General features: G+C 44.7%; 16 protein-coding genes and 1 pseudogene. 7 read left to right on the top strand and 10 right to left on the bottom strand.

What is annotated here, in order from left to right; all coding sequences use genetic code 11:
• Nucleotides 1-143: 143 nt before the first annotated feature.
• Both nhaC and AC0DBE_RS20015 read right to left on the bottom strand, forming a co-directional pair.
• Entirely contained in the window at nt 144-1,505 is a 1,362-nt protein-coding gene (nhaC, locus tag AC0DBE_RS20010) for a Na+/H+ antiporter NhaC (RefSeq protein WP_461719829.1), read from the bottom strand.
• Between the two features lie 125 nt (nt 1,506-1,630).
• Nucleotides 1,631-2,131: a universal stress protein gene (locus tag AC0DBE_RS20015; protein ID WP_014113208.1), complete on the bottom strand. Its 501-nt coding sequence runs from the start codon at nt 2,129-2,131 to the stop codon at nt 1,631-1,633.
• Between the two features lie 163 nt (nt 2,132-2,294).
• Between AC0DBE_RS20015 and AC0DBE_RS20020 the strand changes: the two are divergent.
• The 3 genes and pseudogenes from AC0DBE_RS20020 to bmrD all read left to right on the top strand — a co-directional run.
• A pseudogene (locus tag AC0DBE_RS20020) lies at nt 2,295-2,453 on the top strand (hypothetical protein); the annotation flags it as partial.
• A gap of 128 nt (nt 2,454-2,581) precedes the next feature.
• Nucleotides 2,582-4,339, top strand: a complete 1,758-nt coding sequence (gene bmrC, locus AC0DBE_RS20025) for a multidrug ABC transporter ATP-binding protein BmrC (RefSeq protein ID WP_472963511.1) — start codon at nt 2,582-2,584, stop codon at nt 4,337-4,339.
• Nucleotides 4,336-6,357 carry a multidrug resistance ABC transporter ATP-binding protein/permease BmrD gene (bmrD, locus tag AC0DBE_RS20030; RefSeq protein ID WP_472963513.1) on the top strand — a complete coding sequence of 674 codons (2,022 nt, stop codon included), beginning with the start codon at nt 4,336-4,338 and terminating at the stop codon, nt 6,355-6,357. The genes bmrC and bmrD overlap by 4 nt, the downstream gene beginning before the upstream one ends.
• Before the next feature lie 45 nt (nt 6,358-6,402).
• Here bmrD and AC0DBE_RS20035 read toward each other — a convergent pair whose 3' ends face one another.
• From AC0DBE_RS20035 to spaC, 6 genes are all read right to left on the bottom strand, one after another.
• Complete coding sequence (locus AC0DBE_RS20035; protein ID WP_472963515.1) at nt 6,403-7,023, bottom strand: NAD(P)-dependent oxidoreductase; 621 nt, start codon at nt 7,021-7,023, stop codon at nt 6,403-6,405.
• Between the two features lie 38 nt (nt 7,024-7,061).
• Nucleotides 7,062-7,187 carry a hypothetical protein gene (locus AC0DBE_RS20040; protein WP_014113213.1) on the bottom strand — a complete coding sequence of 42 codons (126 nt, stop codon included), beginning with the start codon at nt 7,185-7,187 and terminating at the stop codon, nt 7,062-7,064.
• A 105-nt stretch (nt 7,188-7,292) separates the two neighbouring features.
• Complete coding sequence (sspB, locus tag AC0DBE_RS20045; protein ID WP_003233287.1) at nt 7,293-7,496, bottom strand: beta type acid-soluble spore protein SspB; 204 nt, start codon at nt 7,494-7,496, stop codon at nt 7,293-7,295.
• Between the two features lie 208 nt (nt 7,497-7,704).
• Nucleotides 7,705-7,923 carry a YheE family protein gene (locus AC0DBE_RS20050; protein ID WP_072566014.1) on the bottom strand — a complete coding sequence of 73 codons (219 nt, stop codon included), beginning with the start codon at nt 7,921-7,923 and terminating at the stop codon, nt 7,705-7,707.
• A 152-nt stretch (nt 7,924-8,075) separates the two neighbouring features.
• The gene (locus AC0DBE_RS20055) at nt 8,076-9,437 is read right to left on the bottom strand and encodes a YheC/YheD family endospore coat-associated protein (RefSeq protein WP_014113215.1); all 1,362 of its coding nucleotides are present in this window, start codon (nt 9,435-9,437) and stop codon (nt 8,076-8,078) included.
• Nucleotides 9,427-10,518 carry a spore coat associated protein SpaC gene (gene spaC / locus AC0DBE_RS20060; protein ID WP_014113216.1) on the bottom strand — a complete coding sequence of 364 codons (1,092 nt, stop codon included), beginning with the start codon at nt 10,516-10,518 and terminating at the stop codon, nt 9,427-9,429. The genes AC0DBE_RS20055 and spaC overlap by 11 nt, the downstream gene beginning before the upstream one ends.
• Before the next feature lie 267 nt (nt 10,519-10,785).
• Between spaC and AC0DBE_RS20065 the strand changes: the two genes are divergently transcribed.
• Complete coding sequence (locus AC0DBE_RS20065; RefSeq protein ID WP_014113217.1) at nt 10,786-11,919, top strand: DUF445 domain-containing protein; 1,134 nt, start codon at nt 10,786-10,788, stop codon at nt 11,917-11,919.
• A 93-nt stretch (nt 11,920-12,012) separates the two neighbouring features.
• Nucleotides 12,013-12,366, top strand: a complete 354-nt coding sequence (locus AC0DBE_RS20070; RefSeq protein WP_003224239.1) for a YlbF/YmcA family competence regulator — start codon at nt 12,013-12,015, stop codon at nt 12,364-12,366.
• A gap of 42 nt (nt 12,367-12,408) precedes the next feature.
• On the opposite strand, the gene AC0DBE_RS20075 is transcribed toward AC0DBE_RS20070, so the two are convergent.
• Nucleotides 12,409-13,482 (bottom strand): DNA alkylation repair protein, encoded by a 1,074-nt coding sequence (locus AC0DBE_RS20075; protein WP_472963520.1) that lies wholly within the window; start codon nt 13,480-13,482, stop codon nt 12,409-12,411.
• A gap of 485 nt (nt 13,483-13,967) precedes the next feature.
• On the opposite strand from AC0DBE_RS20075, the gene AC0DBE_RS20080 reads away from it, so the two are divergent.
• Together AC0DBE_RS20080 and AC0DBE_RS20085 are read left to right on the top strand one after the other, a co-directional pair.
• A complete protein-coding gene (locus AC0DBE_RS20080; RefSeq protein WP_472963522.1) occupies nt 13,968-14,834 on the top strand; it encodes a Cof-type HAD-IIB family hydrolase in 867 nt (288 codons plus the stop codon).
• A 112-nt stretch (nt 14,835-14,946) separates the two neighbouring features.
• Nucleotides 14,947-16,452: a coproporphyrinogen III oxidase gene (locus AC0DBE_RS20085; RefSeq protein WP_472963524.1), complete on the top strand. Its 1,506-nt coding sequence runs from the start codon at nt 14,947-14,949 to the stop codon at nt 16,450-16,452.
• Between the two features lie 17 nt (nt 16,453-16,469).
• Here the strand turns inward: AC0DBE_RS20085 and khtU are convergent, their stop codons facing one another.
• On the bottom strand, nt 16,470-17,687 hold the full coding sequence (khtU, locus tag AC0DBE_RS20090; RefSeq protein WP_472963526.1) for a K(+)/H(+) antiporter subunit KhtU: 1,218 nt from the start codon (nt 17,685-17,687) through the stop codon (nt 16,470-16,472).
• Nucleotides 17,688-17,693: the final 6 nt, after the last annotated feature.

Here is a 17,693-nt window from a genome sequence, read left to right on the forward strand (position 1 = left end):
CACTTCAACCGGATAACTCACTCTTGTCCCCATAGAAAAAACACCTCCAAGTCTAATTTCGGATAACAATCATCCGTTTTCAAACTTGAAGGTGTTTTTATTTGTCTCATCTTATGGGGTCAGTCCCTTGCACGGAGCTCTTTTTATTTTTTAATAAATCCAACCAAAATTGACATCATCGGCGATATATAGAGGAAGAACGTAAACGGGATATAGTCTATGACGGGAACACCAAGTGCGCTCGCCATAAAAGCACCGCATACTCCCCAAGGGATCAACGGATTCATTAATGTCCCGCCGTCCTCTAAGGATCTGGAAAGAAATTTTCGCTGGATGTTTTGTTTGTCGTATAAGGTTTTAAATGATTGTCCCGGTATTAATATTGAAAGATACTGTTCTCCGGTTGCCAAATTGATGCCGATGCTTGAACAGACAGTTGCCGCAATCAGCTGGCCTTTTGAGCGGATGCCTTTCATAACACCTTCCAATAGCGCGGAAATCAATCCGATTTTCTCCATCAGCCCGCCGAGTGCAAAAGCAATCATAATGAGCGAGACTGAGCCCATCATGGATTGCAGTCCGCCTCTGTTGATAATTTTAGCGGCGGCCTCATTGTCAGTTTCGAACGTCGTGCCATTTTGCAAAGCTGTCATAAACGCCTGCAGGCTGCTGTCAGGTACAAAAATAGCAGTCAAAATTCCCGAGGAAATAATTCCGGCAGTCAGCACGGGAATCACGGGCACACGCCTAACCGCCAGCAAAACGACTAAGAGCGGTGAAAGAAGCGCCCACGGCGTTACGTTTGCGGCATCCTTGATTCCGGTTATGACATGTTGAATATCATCGGTTGAAGCAGTGTCCGCTGACACAGATAAACCGAGAAAGTAAAACAGCACGACGGTGATGAGCAAAGCCGGAATAGTAGTGCCCATCATATGGCGAATGTGTTCAAAGATTGGTATTTCGCCTATGCCGGCGGCAAAATTGGTTGTGTCCGACATCGGCGACATTTTATCACCAAAGCATGCGCCGCATATGACCGCGCCTGCCGTCCATTCAAGCGGAACGCCGGCCGCGCTCGCCACTCCGATCAGCGCGACCCCAATCGTGCTCACAGTTGTCAGGCTTGAGCCGACAAGCGTGCTGATGATCATGCAGGAAAACAAAGCAGTCAAAAGAAGGTGGCTGGGTTCAATAAAGGAAAGGACATAAACCGTTACGGACGGTATTGCGCCGCTGTACATCCAAGCGCCGATTAAGATGCCGATCAGCGCCAGAACGATAATTGGCTGTACGCCGTTCTTGATCCCATCTGTAATCCCTTTTTCTAAGGATTTCCAGGAAAAACCGAACCATAAACCAGCAGCTGAAAGCATGATAACACATAGAAACAGCGGAATATGTGGTTCTGTATGAAGCAAGAATAAGCAAGAAATAATGATTCCTAACATAAATATAAATAAACCGACGGCTAACGGAAACGTCAGCTTTTTTTGAGAATCCAAAATAACACCCCATATTTATCTTTAATGCTTTTGTGCTTTTGGGCACGAAAGCATTATAACAGAAAAAAACGAATATCTATGTTTTTTCACAATTATGAATTTAAAAAAGCGAGCACAGTGCGTGCTCACTTTACAATCAGGACGGGTATATCCGATTTCGCTGATAGCTTTTCACTTACACTTCCGAATATTAGCTTTTTCAGCCTGTTTTGGTCTCTGCTTCCGGTTACGATCATATCGGCAGAAATGCGGTTTGCATACTCGATAATTGATTCAGCCGGATCGCCTTCTAATATATCAATATTTCCATCAGCCTGCTGGTCATTCAGCATCATTCTGGCTTCGGCGATGACTTCTTCCGTACGATCTTCATAGATCATTGGCTCAGGTGGTGCAACATCTGATATCAGCGGATCAGGAACACTTGTCATGCCTCCGCCAATATAGCTTGCCCCTGCTGCAGGCCTCGGCGGGTCGATGATGGTCTGATTGTCTTTCATATCATGTGAATGGGCGACGGTAATGGCAGCATTTACGGTTTTAGCAAGATCGATGGCTGTCTGCAGCGCTTTCTTACTATTTTCACTTCCGTCAAACGCAACGATGATACGGTCAGCATGAAACATCATTCTCACCCTTTCAAAAACGTCTTACAACACAATACCCGGATTCGAGTACAATTAACCTTTTCCTATTCAAGTAATGATTGACAAAAAAAGGTTTTGTTTATATGATGAAAAAAAGATGAAATCAGAATGGAAGGAGGGTTTGCTATGCCAAGGAATTTGCGTGTTTACAAAACAGTTTCATATTGGTGCGGCAAACCCCATGTTCTGTTTGATTGAACGGTTTTTTCAGTCTAGCCGCGCGCTGAAAAGCGCTGTGCATATCATATCGGTTAAAAAAGGCATGGAGCTGACGCTTCATGCCTTTTTTATATACAAAATTGAAGGAAAGACAGGTGTATGGGATGTGAAGACAAATACAGAGGCGAGGGCAGCTCATGTCAAACTAAACGAAAAAAGCAGCAAGGAAAAAATAGAAGGCGGCTGATGAGATAAAGGAGATGGGGATCGATGTTTTCAGTATTGAAAAAGCTTGGCTGGTTTTTTAAAGCGCACTGGCTGCGCTATACGATTGCAATTGTGCTTTTATTAGGAGTCAATGTCATTGAAATGTTTCCGCCTAAGCTCTTGGGGAACGCCATAGATGATATGAAATCGGGGGCGTTTACTGCGGAAGGGCTGCTGTTTTATATCGGTATCTTTTTTGTGCTGACGGCGGTCGTATATGTCATGTCTTATTTTTGGATGCACCAGCTGTTCGGTGGAGCGAATGTGATGGAGAAAATTCTCCGTACGAAGCTGATGGGGCATCTTCTGGCCATGTCGCCGCCATTTTATGAAAAAAACCGGACAGGCGATTTGATGGCACGGGGGACGAATGATCTTCAGGCTGTCAGTTTAACGACGGGGTTTGGCATCTTGACATTAGTCGATTCTACGATGTTTATGATGACGATCTTTTTGACGATGGGATTTCTGATCAGCTGGAAGCTGACCTTTGCCGCCATTATCCCGCTTCCTATTATGGCGATTGCAATCAGTCTATACGGAAGTAAAATTCATGAACGGTTTACGGAGGCCCAAAATGCGTTTGGGGCGCTGAATGACAGGGTGCTTGAATCTGTTTCGGGCGTCCGGGTGATTCGCGCGTATGTACAGGAAACAAATGATGTCCGCCGGTTTAATGAAATGACCGCAGATGTTTATCAGAAAAATATGAAAGTGGCTTTTATTGATTCGCTGTTTGAGCCGACAGTCAAGCTGCTTGTCGGTGCCAGCTATCTGATCGGGCTCGGCTACGGAGCGTTTCTTGTGTTCCGGAACGAGCTGACGCTTGGCGAGCTTGTTTCCTTTAATGTTTATCTCGGCATGATGATTTGGCCGATGTTTGCAATCGGTGAACTCATTAATGTGATGCAGCGGGGCAATGCGTCATTAGACCGGGTAAATGATACCCTTTCTTATCAACCGGACGTGATGGACCCAAAGCAGCCCGTTGAATTGAAAGAGCCTGGAGATATCGTTTTCAGCCATGTCAGCTTTACATATCCAAGCTCAACAAGCGGCAATATTCAAGATATTTCGTTTATGGTAAGAAAAGGGCAGACTGTCGGGATTTCCGGTAAAACCGGGAGCGGAAAAACAACGATTATTAAGCAGCTTTTGCGCCAGTACCCTGCCGGTGAAGGGAGTATCACATTTTCAGGCGTGCCGATTCAGCAGATCCCTCTTGACCGGCTCCGCGGATGGATCGGATATGTGCCTCAGGATCATTTGCTGTTTTCAAGGACGGTAAAAGAAAATATTTTATACGGAAAACAGGATGCAAGTGATGAAGAGGTTAAGCAAGCCATTGCCGAAGCACATTTTGAAAAAGATTTACACATGCTCCCATCCGGTTTGGAGACGATGGTTGGTGAAAAAGGGGTGGCGCTGTCCGGCGGGCAAAAACAAAGAATTTCGATTGCGAGAGCACTTATGGCGAATCCGGAGATTTTGATCCTGGATGATTCGCTTTCTGCCGTAGATGCCAAAACAGAGGCAGCGATTATCAGGAATATCAGAGAAAACCGCAAAGGAAAAACGACATTTATTTTGACGCACCGTTTATCCGCGGTAGAGCATGCTGATCTGATCCTTGTGATGGACGGCGGCGTGATTTCTGAGAGAGGCACGCATCAAGAACTAATGGCGAATAATGGGTGGTACCGGGAACAATATGAAAGACAGCAGCTGTTCACTGCGGAAGAAGGGGGAGCAGGGGCATGAAAACAGGAAAAACGTTATGGAGATACGCACTCCTATATCGAAAATTGCTGATCACTGCCGTCCTATTGCTTGCGGTCGCCGTCGGGGCAGAACTGACCGGGCCGTTTATCGGCAAAAAAATGATTGACGACCATATCCTTGGCATTGAAAAAACATGGTATGAAGCTGAGGAAAAAGATAAAAACGCCGTTCAGTTCCATGGCACTTCTTATGCCAGAGAAGACCGTATCAGGGGATCTGTTTCTCAAGAAAAAGAAGCGCATATTTATCAAGTGGGAATGGCGTTCTATTTTGTTGATCAGGCTGTCAGCTTTGACGGGAACAGAACGGTTTCTGACGGAAAGCTGACAATCACAAATGGAGACAAGAGCCGGACATATGCTGCCGAAAAGCTGACAAAAGAGGAGCTTTTCCAGTTCTATCAGCCGGAAATAAAGGGAATGGTGTTTTTGATCTGCCTGTATGGGGGCTTGCTTGTGTTTTCGGTTTTCTTTCAATATGGACAGCATTATTTGCTGCAGATGAGCGCCAATCGGATTATTCAAAAGATGAGGCAGGACGTGTTTTCGCACATACAGAAAATGCCGATTCGCTATTTTGACAACCTTCCGGCCGGCAAAGTGGTTGCGCGGATTACCAATGATACGGAGGCCATCAGGGATTTGTATGTCACAGTGCTGTCAACATTTGTGACAAGCGGAATCTATATGTTCGGGATATTCACGGCTTTGTTTCTGCTGGATGTTAAGCTCGCGTTTGTGTGCTTGGCAATTGTGCCGATTATCTGGCTGTGGTCGGTCATATACCGGAAATACGCATCTTATTACAATCAAAAAATCCGCTCGATCAACAGTGACATTAACGCAAAAATGAATGAGTCCATTCAAGGCATGACAATTATTCAAGCTTTCCGTCATCAAAAGGAAACAATGAGAGAATTTGAGGAATTAAATGAATCTCATTTTTATTTTCAAAACAGGATGCTGAATCTAAACTCCTTAATGTCCCATAATCTTGTCAATGTGATCCGGAACCTTGCGTTTGTCAGTTTGATCTGGCATTTTGGCGGTGCAAGCCTGAATGCGGCTGGGATTGTTTCCGTCGGTGTGCTGTACGCGTTTGTCGATTATTTAAACCGGTTATTTCAGCCGATCACAGGCATCGTCAATCAGTTTTCAAAGCTGGAGCTGGCACGGGTTTCTGCCGGGCGTGTTTTCGAACTGCTTGAAGAAAAGAATACGGAAGAAGCGGGTGAACCGGCGAAGGAGCGCGCGTTGGGGCGGGTTGAATTTCGTGATGTGTCATTTGCTTATCAAGATGGTGAAGAGGTATTAAAACATATTTCCTTTACCGCGCAAAAAGGCGAAACCGTAGCGCTTGTCGGCCATACCGGATCAGGAAAAAGCTCGATTTTGAATCTCTTGTTTCGTTTTTATGATGCGCAAAAAGGGGATGTTCTGATTGATGGGAAAAGCATTTACAACATGTCAAGACAGGAACTCAGATCCCATATGGGCATTGTGCTTCAGGACCCGTACTTATTCTCGGGCACGATCGGATCTAACGTAAGTCTGGATGACGAAAGAATGACCGAAGAAGATATCAAAATAGCACTGCGGCAAGTCGGTGCCGAGCCGCTTCTGGAAAAGCTTCCAAAAGGCATTAATGAACCCGTGATTGAAAAAGGGAGTACGCTATCCTCTGGAGAGCGGCAGTTAATTTCTTTCGCAAGAGCTTTGGCATTTGATCCCGCCATTTTGATTTTAGATGAAGCGACGGCGCACATTGATACAGAGACAGAGGCCGTGATCCAGAAGGCGCTTGATGTCGTCAAACAAGGGCGCACCACCTTCGTCATCGCTCACCGGCTTTCAACAATCAGAAACGCGGATCAGATTTTGGTCCTCGATAAAGGAGAAATTGTTGAGAGAGGAGATCATGAGGAATTGATGGCAGTCAAAGGCCAATATTATCAAATGTATGAGCTGCAAAAGGGGCAGAAACATTCCATTGCATAACGCTCAAAAACCCAAAACAATCATGTTTTGGGTTTTTTTATGTAGTTAATAAGCCAGTCCGGCGCGGTATCCGACGTACTCTCCTGTAACGAGCTCACGATATAGAAAATCAGCAGTATCGCCGACCGAAATGCTCGTGCCGCCCTCCGGCAAAACGTCACGCTCTGTACGATAAACGCCGGTTGCTGTTCCGTCCGGGAGGTAAGTGGGACAGATAATTGTCCAGTCTAACGAGGAATCTTTTAGCATTTCGTATACTTTTGCATGCTCCTTGGCTGCGCGGGTTAGCTTTCGTTTCGATTCATTTGTTTCAAACCGGTATTTTCCTGGTTCATATCGGGAATCAAGAATGCCTGCAGTACCGATCGTAATCAGCCGTTTGATATGCTGTTCTTTCATAATGGCGATTATATTTGCCATCGCTGCGGACAGGGTATCATCACCATCTGTGCCGAGACAGCTGATCACGATTTCAGCATCTTTCACAATTTTTTTCACATCTTCCCGGAGGCGCGCGTTCCCCATGCCGATTCGGTCTTTTGGAAGGGGAAGCTCAGCATGTTGAGATCTGACCAGAGTGTAAATGTCAAACTGTTCATCTGCGGCAGCTTGTTTTAAAAAGGCTTGTCCGACGCGGCCGCTGGCACCAAATAAAGCGATTTTCATCAAAAAACCTCCTTGCCCCTCATTATAAAAGGATGTTCTCAGTTTGAACAGCGCGGGAAAGAATACCTGTACAAATAGACAGAACGATGGGAAACATATTCATGAATCATGGATATACTTACGAACTGAACCAGCTCCCAATTCACAAAGGCGATGAATGCCACCCTTATTCCCTCCCTTTTTTTCTAGGGTATGTGGAGTAGGAAAAAAGGGTGACAAATATAAAGAGAGCGCGGAAACCGCGCCCTCTAAAGCCATATATTGAATTGTTATTGAACTCTGCCGCCCATTTGCTGCTGAGCGAAAGATACCAAACGTTTTGTGATTTCTCCTCCGACAGAACCGTTAGCGCGGGAAGTTGTATCCGCTCCAAGGTTAACGCCGAATTCAGAAGCGATTTCAAGTTTCATTTGATCGATAGCCTGAGCTGCGCCAGGAACTAGTAAGTCATTTGAAGAGTTTTGGTTAGCCATGTGTAAAATCTCCTTTTTGTTTAGTATGGTTGGGTTAACTGGAGTTGCACCAGTCTGTGGACCCGTCTCGGGTGTCACTGCCGCTCGGCGTAACCCAATGCTTGCCGGCTTGTTACTAGTATTATGTTAAAATGGCCGGAAACTCATGCGGAGAATTGAGTGGTAAATCTTGAGAAGGCATAAAAAAAGCTTAGCCGTTTAGGCTAAGCTAGTCATAAATATGAAAAAGCATCAGTTCATGTATCTCGTTTGTAAGAGCAGGCTCGTCAGCGCGGGCGGGAAACAAATCTCCCCATTCAATCTCACCGCTTTTATGATAGATGCCTTCATAATGGGTTCCTTTATAATAAAACGAAATTCTCCATCCGGGCAGCTTTTCTTTTTGGAACAAAGGTTTCCAGCTGAAATGAGAAATCATTACGGCCACGCTCCTTAAAATTGATATCAATTGACCTGAATACGAACGAATTGTGTTCATTGTACCACTGTTTCAAAACATCATTGAAGAGGTCTTTGTGATGCAGTTTGTCCCAGATTTTGACAAAGATAAGCCCGCTTTATCAAAAAAAGCGGGACAGGTTACGAAGGCCACAGCGCATCATGGGAGGTGATCGCCTTCTCGGATAGATATGACGCGTATTCAAAGCTTCTTCGTTTTGTCAGAGAATCAACATGATGCAAATTCGGATGAGAAAAGATACTGCGGCCCGGACGTGAATTTGCTTCAAACATCCATACCTTACCGTTCTGATCAATGCCAAAATCGAAACCGATCTCCCCGATAAACCCCTCGATATGATCATGAAGCACATGACTTGCCGTCAGTGCCGCAGCAGAAAGCTTTTTAATGACCTCAATTCTTTCAGCGGGATCATCGTACACTTCTGCAAGTGTTTTTACTATTCCGCCATTAGAAAGATGTGTTGTAATGCTGTTTTCTCCGGAAATTTTGACGGCTATGGCTGTCACCGTCCATTTCCCTTTTCTGTTTTTATTCGTATGGACACGGAAATCCGCTGGTTTGCCTTGAAATTTGATCAGATCCACACCTTGCTGAATGAGAAAGTCAGACGGGTCGTGCTGTTTTCGAAATTCTGCCAGAAATGCGGCGGCATCGGAATAATCGATTGAAGAAAACGTTTTGGCGTCATTTGTATGTTTCACCGTCAGGCCGTCGTCTGTTTTTGTCAGCTGATAAATGCCGGTGCCGAGTGCTCCGTTAGCCGGTTTAATATAAACTTTTTTGTATGCAGCGCAGAGCTCATCAATCCGCTCCTCAGATGGTGTCAGCTCGGATTTCGGTAAGAAAGGGGCTGTTCTCGGATCTTGTTCGAGCAGTTGATGAACGCTCCATTTATTGAAAAACGTTTTATTAAACCATGGAATTTGATATTCATCGATCAGTCTCTTTTTTGTATGTTGCAAGAGAAGCGAATCTTCAATTTTTCGGTTTGGCAAACGGTCATAAACGACGTTCGGCAGTGGGACGATTTTTTTCTCCCAGCCGTTTTCTCTGTAGAGGAGCCCCTCAATCGTGCCTTCCTTCCAATTGATTTGGTGCGCGCCAAAAACGAAGCAGTAGCCCCCGGCTTGCTCGTGTAACGTGACGAGCTTAGAAAAAAAGAGAGAACGATCCTTAAAAGGGCGCTCAAGAGATACGGTAAACCCCGCCGTAAAGATGCCGATTAGCGGCCCGATATGCACCGTATGGTCATGAATCAGAATGTCAGCCCTGCTTCGGTGGGGAAGCAAAAGCTCATGAAATAGATTTTCAGAGAGAAGCACGGTTTGGTCTAGGTGCTGTCTGTAAGAAACGTGGCATCTGACAACCTTCGTCCCGAACGCGGCATGCAAAAGTCCGTTTCGCTTCAGCGAAGAGGGCAGGAACAGGGTATTTTCACTGTTTTTGTCTATGCCGATCAAAAACCGTTTACGATTCACGCGGAAGAACTCCTTTCTGGCTTTGCTCAGAAAACAGATATTGGCAGCGCTTTAGGGGACAAGTGTACAGCTGTTCTTTTTGCTCGGGAGAAACACGCAAGATTGACTTTCTGCCCGGCTTGGAATTGATATCCAAGATCCAAATTCTTCCGTCCTTCGCAAGGCATATATCAAGCCCGAGTTCAAACAGCGGCCCGTAGCGCTCGTCAAGATAATACGGAACCGACTGTGTAATCGAGAACACGTCATCAAGTAAGACCACTTGCTGTTTTTTCGGTATATCTTCAAACCAAGAATCAAATGTCAGCGCATCAGATCCGCCAGACAAGTTGGCCAGCAGCCCGTGTTTGTATCCGCGTCTCACTGCCTTTCCGACTGTATTCCATTCACCTGCTTCGTTTTTTTCCATGAACAGGCGGATATCACACGGATATTGTTCCTTATCCTGAATATTTAAGTAAGGCTGAAGCAAATATTGGTGCTGAAGTACTTTTTTGCACCATGTTTTAAAAGAAGCCTGGTTGGAAAAGGTTTTTGTCTGCTTATCTTTTCCGATGTGATACGTAGCGGTAATGTTTTTCTTGCCCAGCTCCAAAAGAATCACGCCTCTGCCTCCTGCGCCGAATGCCGGTTTTAAGATGCAGGCTTTTTCTTTGGATAAGAAGGAGTGAATTTGTTCATAACGGCTCACCTTCATCGTTTCCGGAATATAAGGATTGATCACAGCATGCTGCTGCAGATCATGAAGGACGGTCCACTTATCGGGAAGACCCCGCCCGATAAATTCCGTTTTCGGATATTTTTTGAGCCACTCAACGATAGGTTTTGCTTTTTGGGATTGTGAATCCTTGCCGTAAAAACAGCGGTCATAAATATAATCTGGAATTGCCATTTCAGTTTCATTCCATGTTCTGCTGGCCGAATGATAAACCGATGCTTTGACACGCAAGGTGTCAGGAGAAATATCAAACGGTGTAAACCGGATGAAACGTATGCCAAATTCGGGTGCTCTCTTGGCCAATTCTGCGGAATAGTCCGCTTCATGCTGGCGGGTTAAGGACATAAAACCGAGTGTTATCATGGTGAGACTCCCCCTTTTATTCAAAAGCTGCCGGCGGGTGTCAGCAGCTTTACGCTAAATACATTCAAGATGAACGCAGCTGACGGTATTCTACTTTACAGATTACGATTCTTCACCTTGCCCTATTCCAAAAGAACAAGCTGATTTTCTGACAACAGGAATTTGTCTCCTCGTTTGCTAAGTGATTGCATGAGCATCTATAATACGAATAGGTACATCATCTATATGAAAATAAGCTGAATGACAGATGGAGGAAGATGAATAGGAATGGGTATTGCAGGAACCTTTATTTTTATGATCGTGATCGGCGCTGCTATTGGCGCGGTGACCAATCATTTAGCAATTCAAATGCTATTTAGGCCCTATAAGGCGTACTATTTGTTTGGAAAACGAGTCCCTTTTACCCCCGGGCTGATTCCGAGACGACGGGATGAACTTGCGAAACAAATGGGACTGATGGTAGTCAATCATCTCTTAACCCCTGAGGGCATTAAAAAGCGGCTCGTATCTGATGCAGCCAAAACGCAGGCTCTTCAAGTCGGAGAACAGCTGATTCAAAAGCTGTCACTTTCTGAAGTGACAGTAAAAGAAGCGCTTGAAAAAGCCGGTGTGAAGCGCCCTGATGAAGCGGCAGACGCATGGATCAGCCGCTGGACGGATGATAAACTGAATGAGCTTTTCCGCCAATACGAGCACCAATCGTTAAAAGACCTGGTGCCTTTGGAAGTGCAGGAAAAGCTTGAGGAAAAGATCCCGATGATTTCAGGATATATATTGTCACGCAGTGCCAGTTATTTTGAAAGTGATGAAGGAAAAATCCGTCTCGGCAATATGATTGATGGCTTTTTAAAAGAACGCGGCATGCTTGGAAGCATGGTACAAATGTTTCTGGGTAATACAAGCCTTGCGGACCGCGTACTGCCGGAGCTGCTGAAGTTTTTGCGGAATGAGGAAACAAATAAACTGCTTTCTGATCTCTTGAAAAACGAATGGGGCAAGCTGAGGGAGTATACGTTTTATGAAGCAGACGAAAAATGGAATGCAAAAGCGCTCATTTTTAGCCTGAAACGAAGAGTGCTGCAAACATTTTCGACTGCTCCTTTCTTCGACAATACGATTGGCACACTTACCGTCCGCTATGAATCTGAGCTGACCGAGCAAATGCTGCCGGCACTATTAGACAAATTGCTTGAAGGGGTTTCGGCTAATCTTGAAAGTGTCTTAAAACGGATGCGCCTTGAGGAAATCGTCAAGGAGCAGGTGGATCAGTTCCCGGTGCAGCGGCTTGAAGAAATGGTGCTGTCCATTTCAAAAAAAGAATTTAAAATGATTACCTATTTGGGAGGCCTTCTCGGCGGAATCATAGGTGCAGTTCAAGCGTTGTTTGTCACCCTTTTTTAAGAAGACATGGTTCTTGAATAATGAAAGGAGCTCCATAGTCTGTTATAGTGGAGTGGTATGTCTAAACGGCAATGATGAAAGGAGCTATTCACAATGGCAGTTAATTTTTATGATGTAGCATATGATCTGGAAAATGCATTACGCGGGAGCGAAGAGTTCACCCGTTTGAAAAACCTTTACGATGAAGTAAACGCAGATGAATCAGCGAAGCGCATGTTCGAAAACTTCCGTGATGTACAGCTTAGACTCCAGCAAAAACAAATGGCAGGAGAAGAAATTACACAAGAAGAAGTGACTCAGGCCCAAAAAACAGTTGCGCTAGTACAGCAGCACGAAAAAATTTCTCAGCTGATGGAAGCGGAGCAGCGCATGAGCATGCTGATCGGCGAATTGAACAAAATCATTATGAAGCCTTTAGAAGAGCTTTACGGCAGTGTCGAAGGCTAATCAGCAAAATCCCTTCTTGGAAAAGAAGGGATTTTTTTCCATTCAGCAAACTTGGAAATCCAATGAGTCTTTTACCTCTCCATTGATCATCACTGATAATGTATGAATTCCTTTGTAATGTTTTCTGGTAGTTAGATCCTTAAAGGATTGAACTCTTATGTATGACTTCGTTTCGTTTTTTCTTATAGTTGTTTCTGTTATTTTAAATACTTTTTGATGACGCTGACCTCTTGCTTTTACAAAATCAATTCCGTACTCAATTCTTACTTTTTGATCCCTGTCTGAATGAATAGAGAAAGAAAATTCAAGGCTTTCGCCAATAACTATACGGCTGGATTGACATGTTAAATCATGTAATTGTATCGATTCAGCATTTTCATAACCAAAAAGCGCTAAGGCCTGTTTATCACCCTTTTTTAATAAGGTCCGATAGGCGTGTTTGATGATCCAATCGGTATAAGGATGTGTTCCGTACCATTGATCTGCGACTTTTCTCAGCAAATGAGGGTGCGTTTTTGATATATCATTCAGGTTGTTGGCCACGCTTTTCCTTACATATAAGGACTCGTCCTGCATCAGCTTCTCAAGGATCGGCAGAACGGGGGAAGGATCCGATTTTAAAGCGGGTATCGATTTTCCCCATGGCAGGCGAGGTCTGCTTCCTTCGCTCGCAAGTCTTCTCACGTGTTCATTTTCATGCTCGGCCCATTTAAGAAATTGTGCAATCATTTTTTCTTGATCTAAAAGCAAAAAAGGCCTTACAGCAAATTCTGAGGTAGAATATTGCGTAAAGTATTCCAATGCCTTTATTGATTCCTCCCAATGCGCTAACCCGTACTGTTCCACATAATCAGGGAATAGAATTCCACTGAGTCCTTTAAAGTGAGGGGCTGCATCCCGTAAAATTGAGAGCGCTTCATTGTGATGTTTTGGCAGTGTTTCGTATAAGGAAGCTGTAATGCGGCGCATCCGCTCTTTTAAAGCGAGTTCAGGCCAGTCTTCCTGCAGCAATTGTTCCTCGAAGTTGTCTTGGTTAAAATCAGGACAAGATGCCTTTATATGGTGTATCAATCGAGATATTAGTTTTTCATTGTATATTTCTTTTAAATCAGCCATCTGATCACCGCTTTTTCGTTTATTATTTATATTATATGGGAATGTATGTTCTGTATCAAGCGATTGGTTCCAAAAATTAACAACAAATCCTACCTTAGTATACATCATTTGGATACTTTTTTTAGTTAAAAAAACCCTTGTCATCAGCAAGAAAAACTGAGATAATGGCATTGAAAGCGCCTACACTTACAAGATTTCAATTGGATACGGTCGCATATCATGCCGTTAAATAGAGGGGATAAGCAACAGAGAGTAAGTGTGCGGAGCGCATCATCGGTCAAACAAGGGGTTCCTGATACATGATTTTTCGTAAATCGAAATAACGATATTAGGGAGAATGGCTGCTTCGATCGTATCCTATCATTATGCCAAACATAAAGTCTGCTGAGCCAGGCTTTTTTGCTTTCCGGAAAAGGTTGTTCTAAACACAGAGACAGGGTCATATCCTATACACAAGTACAGTCATCAAGGAGGGGGACATCTCTGTGTCAAAACAATTGCTTGCCTTAAATATAGATGGAGCGCTGCTTCGGTCGAACGGAAAAATTCATCAGGCAACGAAAGACGCGATTGAATATGTTAAGAAAAAAGGGATCTACGTCACACTCGTGACGAACCGCCATTTTCGTTCAGCGCAGAAAATAGCAAAATCGCTGAAGCTTGATGCCAAGCTAATCACCCATAGCGGGTCCTACATCGCTGAGAAAATAGACGCCCCATTTTTTGAAAAAAGAATTTCTGACGATCACACCTTTAACATTGTTCAAGTGCTGGAGAGCTATCAATGTAATATTCGGCTTCTTCACGAGAAGTATTCCATTGGAAACAAGAAAAAGGTGAATTCAAATTTATTGGGGAAAGCACTTATTCATCCGTCTGACCCGATCTTTTATCCAGTCCAGTTCGTTGAATCATTAAGCGATCTTCTCATGGATGAGCCGGTAAGTGCACCTGTCATCGAAGTGTATACGGAGCACGACATTCAGCATGACATCACAGAAACGATTACGAAAGCCTTCCCTGCGGTTGATGTTATTCACGTAAACGATGAGAAGCTGAATATCGTCCCGAAAGGTGTCTCGAAGGAAGCCGGCCTGGCCCTTGTCGCTTCAGAGTTGGGCCTGACTATGGATGATGTCGTGGCCATCGGGCATCAGTATGACGACCTCCCGATGATTGAACTTGCCGGACTTGGGGTAGCGATGGGGAACGCCGCTCCGGAGATCAAGAGAAAGGCAGATTGGGTCACAAGGTCGAATGACGAGCAAGGTGTTGCTTACATGATGAAGGAATATTTTCGAATGCAGCAGCGAAAAGGATTTCTTGATAAGTTCCACATGAAACGTGTGTAAAAAAAGCCGCTCGCGCCCTGACAGGTGCGGCGGCTTTTTTGCCGGATTGATTTTAACGGTTTATTTCTGTACACTAAAGAAAGTTTTGAATCTGATAAATTAGGTGATGAAGTTGCAAATTAAAATAGAAGGCATACATGATGACCGCCTGCATCGGCCTCTGCAAAATATTGCAAATTTGTTTTATGAGGAGTGCGAGCTTGTGTACGGCGGAGAGGAGCCCGCAGATTTTGTCATTTCTTTAGATTGCTCACAAACGGATGAGCATGTGACGGTTTCGGGAGAAGTGAAGGGAACTGTCATAAAGGAGCAGCATACAAAATCTTTTTCTCCCGATATGAATGAAAAAGAAGCCTTTAAGCAAGTGAAAAACACGATTTCTTATGTGTATCTCAATCTTCTTCAGGCGCATACGGGCATCACGCAAAAGTGGGGAATTCTTACAGGCATCCGGCCCACAAAACTGCTTCATAAAAAGCTGCAAAGCGGAATGCCGAAGGCGCAAGCTCACACTGAATTGAAAAAAGACTATTTAATTCATGATGAGAAAATTGAGTTAATGCAAGAAATTGTTGACCGACAGCTGGAGGCAGTACCGGATTTGTATCAAGTAAAGGATGAAGTCAGCATTTATATCGGCATCCCGTTCTGTCCGACAAAGTGCGCATATTGCACATTCCCTGCATACGCCATTCAAGGGCAGGCGGGCAGAGTCGGCTCTTTCTTATGGGGGCTGCATTACGAAATGCAGAAAATCGGCGAATGGCTGAAGGAGCATGATGTCAAGGTTACAACCATTTACTTTGGCGGCGGGACACCGACAAGCATTACCGCGGAGGAAATGGATTTGCTGTATGAGGAAATGGTCCGCTCCTTCCCGGATGTGAAAAACATTCGCGAGATTACGGTGGAGGCCGGACGCCCTGACACAATTACAGAAGAAAAACTCGCCGTTTTAAACAAATATGACATTGACCGGATCAGCATCAATCCGCAATCCTATGAAAACGAAACGCTAAAGGCGATCGGGCGGCATCATACGGTTGAAGAGACCATTGAGAAATATCATCTGTCACGCCGGCACGGCATGAATAATATCAACATGGACTTGATTATCGGTTTGCCTGGGGAAGGCGTGAAGGAATTCAGACACAGCCTTTCAGAAACGGAAAAGCTGATGCCGGAATCTCTTACGGTTCATACGCTTTCCTTTAAACGGGCGTCAGAAATGACGAGAAACAAGCATAAATACAAAGTCGCCGGCAGGGAAGAGGTTTCTCAAATGATGGATGACGCGGTAGCCTGGACGAAAGAGCATGGGTACGTGCCTTATTATTTATACCGCCAGAAAAACATTCTTGGAAACCTTGAAAACGTCGGATACTCTTTGCCGGGACAAGAAAGCATCTACAACATTATGATTATGGAAGAGGTCCAGACGATTATCGGAATCGGCTGCGGCGCTGCTAGTAAATTTATTGATCGGGATACAGGGAAAATCACGCATTTTGCGAATCCGAAAGATCCGAAATCGTACAATGAGCGCTTCGAGCACTACACGGACGAAAAAATCAAATATTTAGAGCAGATTTTTGAAAAAACGACAAAGCAGCACTGATTACAGTGCTGCTTTTTTTATCCCTGTTTTTTTGCGGGCTGAACCTCAGGCTTCCATTTAAATACCTTGTTCAGCAAGCGGTAAATTCGTTTTGATTCCTTTGTGACAAGCGGTCCCAAAATCGCCAGAATGAGGACATATAATGCGGCAAACGGTTTTAATGTGGCCGACAGTCCGCCGGCTATTCCGAGATTCGCAACGATAATCGAAAATTCTCCCCGCGATACGATCGTCAGCCCGATATTCGATGAAGCCTTATGAGAAAGCCCTGCGCGTCGTCCTGCCACCATTCCGGCGATAAAATTTCCCAGAATGGTCAAAATCACTGCACCCAACGCAAGCCAAACCGCTTCACCAAGCGAAAACGGATCGATACTGAGGCCGAAGCTGAAAAAGAACATCGCACCGAAGAAGTCGCGAAACGGAACAACGAGGTGTTCAATCCTATCGGAATGCTCTGTTTCTGAAAAGACCAAACCGAGCAGCAGCGCGCCGATTGCTTCTGCTACATGAATCGTCTCTGAAAACCCGGCGATAAAAAAGAGTGCTGCGAAAATGACGATAATAAACACTTCGTTTGAGCGAATGTCCAACAGTTTGTTCAACAGCGGCGGGAGTTTTCTTGCTGCGATAAAAAACAGCAGCATATAACCGAAGGCGATCAAAATGGACAAGAGTGCACTCCCGACTGATGTCGCATCGCCTAACACAAGGCCGGAGACAACGGACAAATACACGGCAAGGAAAATATCCTCAAACATAATGATGCCGAGAATCAGCTCGGTTTCCGGATTCGCGGTTCTTTTTAAATCAACGAGCACTTTTGCGACAATCGCACTTGACGAGATTGTGATGACCCCTGCGAGGACGAGGGTTTCCAGAAAGGAAAACCCGGTAATAAAACCGTAAAGCAGCCCGAGGCTGAAATTAATCAAGATATAAATCGTTCCGCCGACCGCGATTGATTTTCCGGATTTGATCAACTTTCCGACAGAGAATTCGAGTCCGAGATAAAAGAGGAGGAACAGTACGCCCATCCGCCCGAAAAACTCGATGATTTCACTGCTTTCTATAAATGTTAGGTCAATAATCCCCGCTTTCGGTGCGTGCGGTCCAACAAGCATTCCCAGCACAATCAGAAACGGAATAATCGAAAATTTAATTTTATTGGCGATCACACTGGCGATTGCCACAAGCACAAGTGCAGTTCCGACTTCAAATACAAGATGGTCCATCGGGGC

The organism is Bacillus sp. VA15 (genome assembly GCF_055721145.1).

Excerpts from the sequence above, each read along its gene's own strand:
- AC0DBE_RS20015 (WP_014113208.1), bottom strand. The coding sequence starts at position 2,131 with ATGTTTCATGCTGACCGTATCATCGTTGCGTTTGACGGAAGTGAAAAT.
- bmrC (WP_472963511.1), top strand. The coding sequence starts at position 2,582 with ATGTTTTCAGTATTGAAAAAGCTTGGCTGGTTTTTTAAAGCGCACTGG.
- bmrD (WP_472963513.1), top strand. The coding sequence starts at position 4,336 with ATGAAAACAGGAAAAACGTTATGGAGATACGCACTCCTATATCGAAAA.
- AC0DBE_RS20035 (WP_472963515.1), bottom strand. The coding sequence starts at position 7,023 with ATGAAAATCGCTTTATTTGGTGCCAGCGGCCGCGTCGGACAAGCCTTT.
- sspB (WP_003233287.1), bottom strand. The coding sequence starts at position 7,496 with ATGGCTAACCAAAACTCTTCAAATGACTTACTAGTTCCTGGCGCAGCT.
- spaC (WP_014113216.1), bottom strand. The coding sequence starts at position 10,518 with ATGATAACACTCGGTTTTATGTCCTTAACCCGCCAGCATGAAGCGGAC.
- AC0DBE_RS20065 (WP_014113217.1), top strand. The coding sequence starts at position 10,786 with ATGGGTATTGCAGGAACCTTTATTTTTATGATCGTGATCGGCGCTGCT.
- AC0DBE_RS20070 (WP_003224239.1), top strand. The coding sequence starts at position 12,013 with ATGGCAGTTAATTTTTATGATGTAGCATATGATCTGGAAAATGCATTA.
- AC0DBE_RS20075 (WP_472963520.1), bottom strand. The coding sequence starts at position 13,482 with ATGGCTGATTTAAAAGAAATATACAATGAAAAACTAATATCTCGATTG.
- khtU (WP_472963526.1), bottom strand. The coding sequence starts at position 17,687 with ATGGACCATCTTGTATTTGAAGTCGGAACTGCACTTGTGCTTGTGGCA.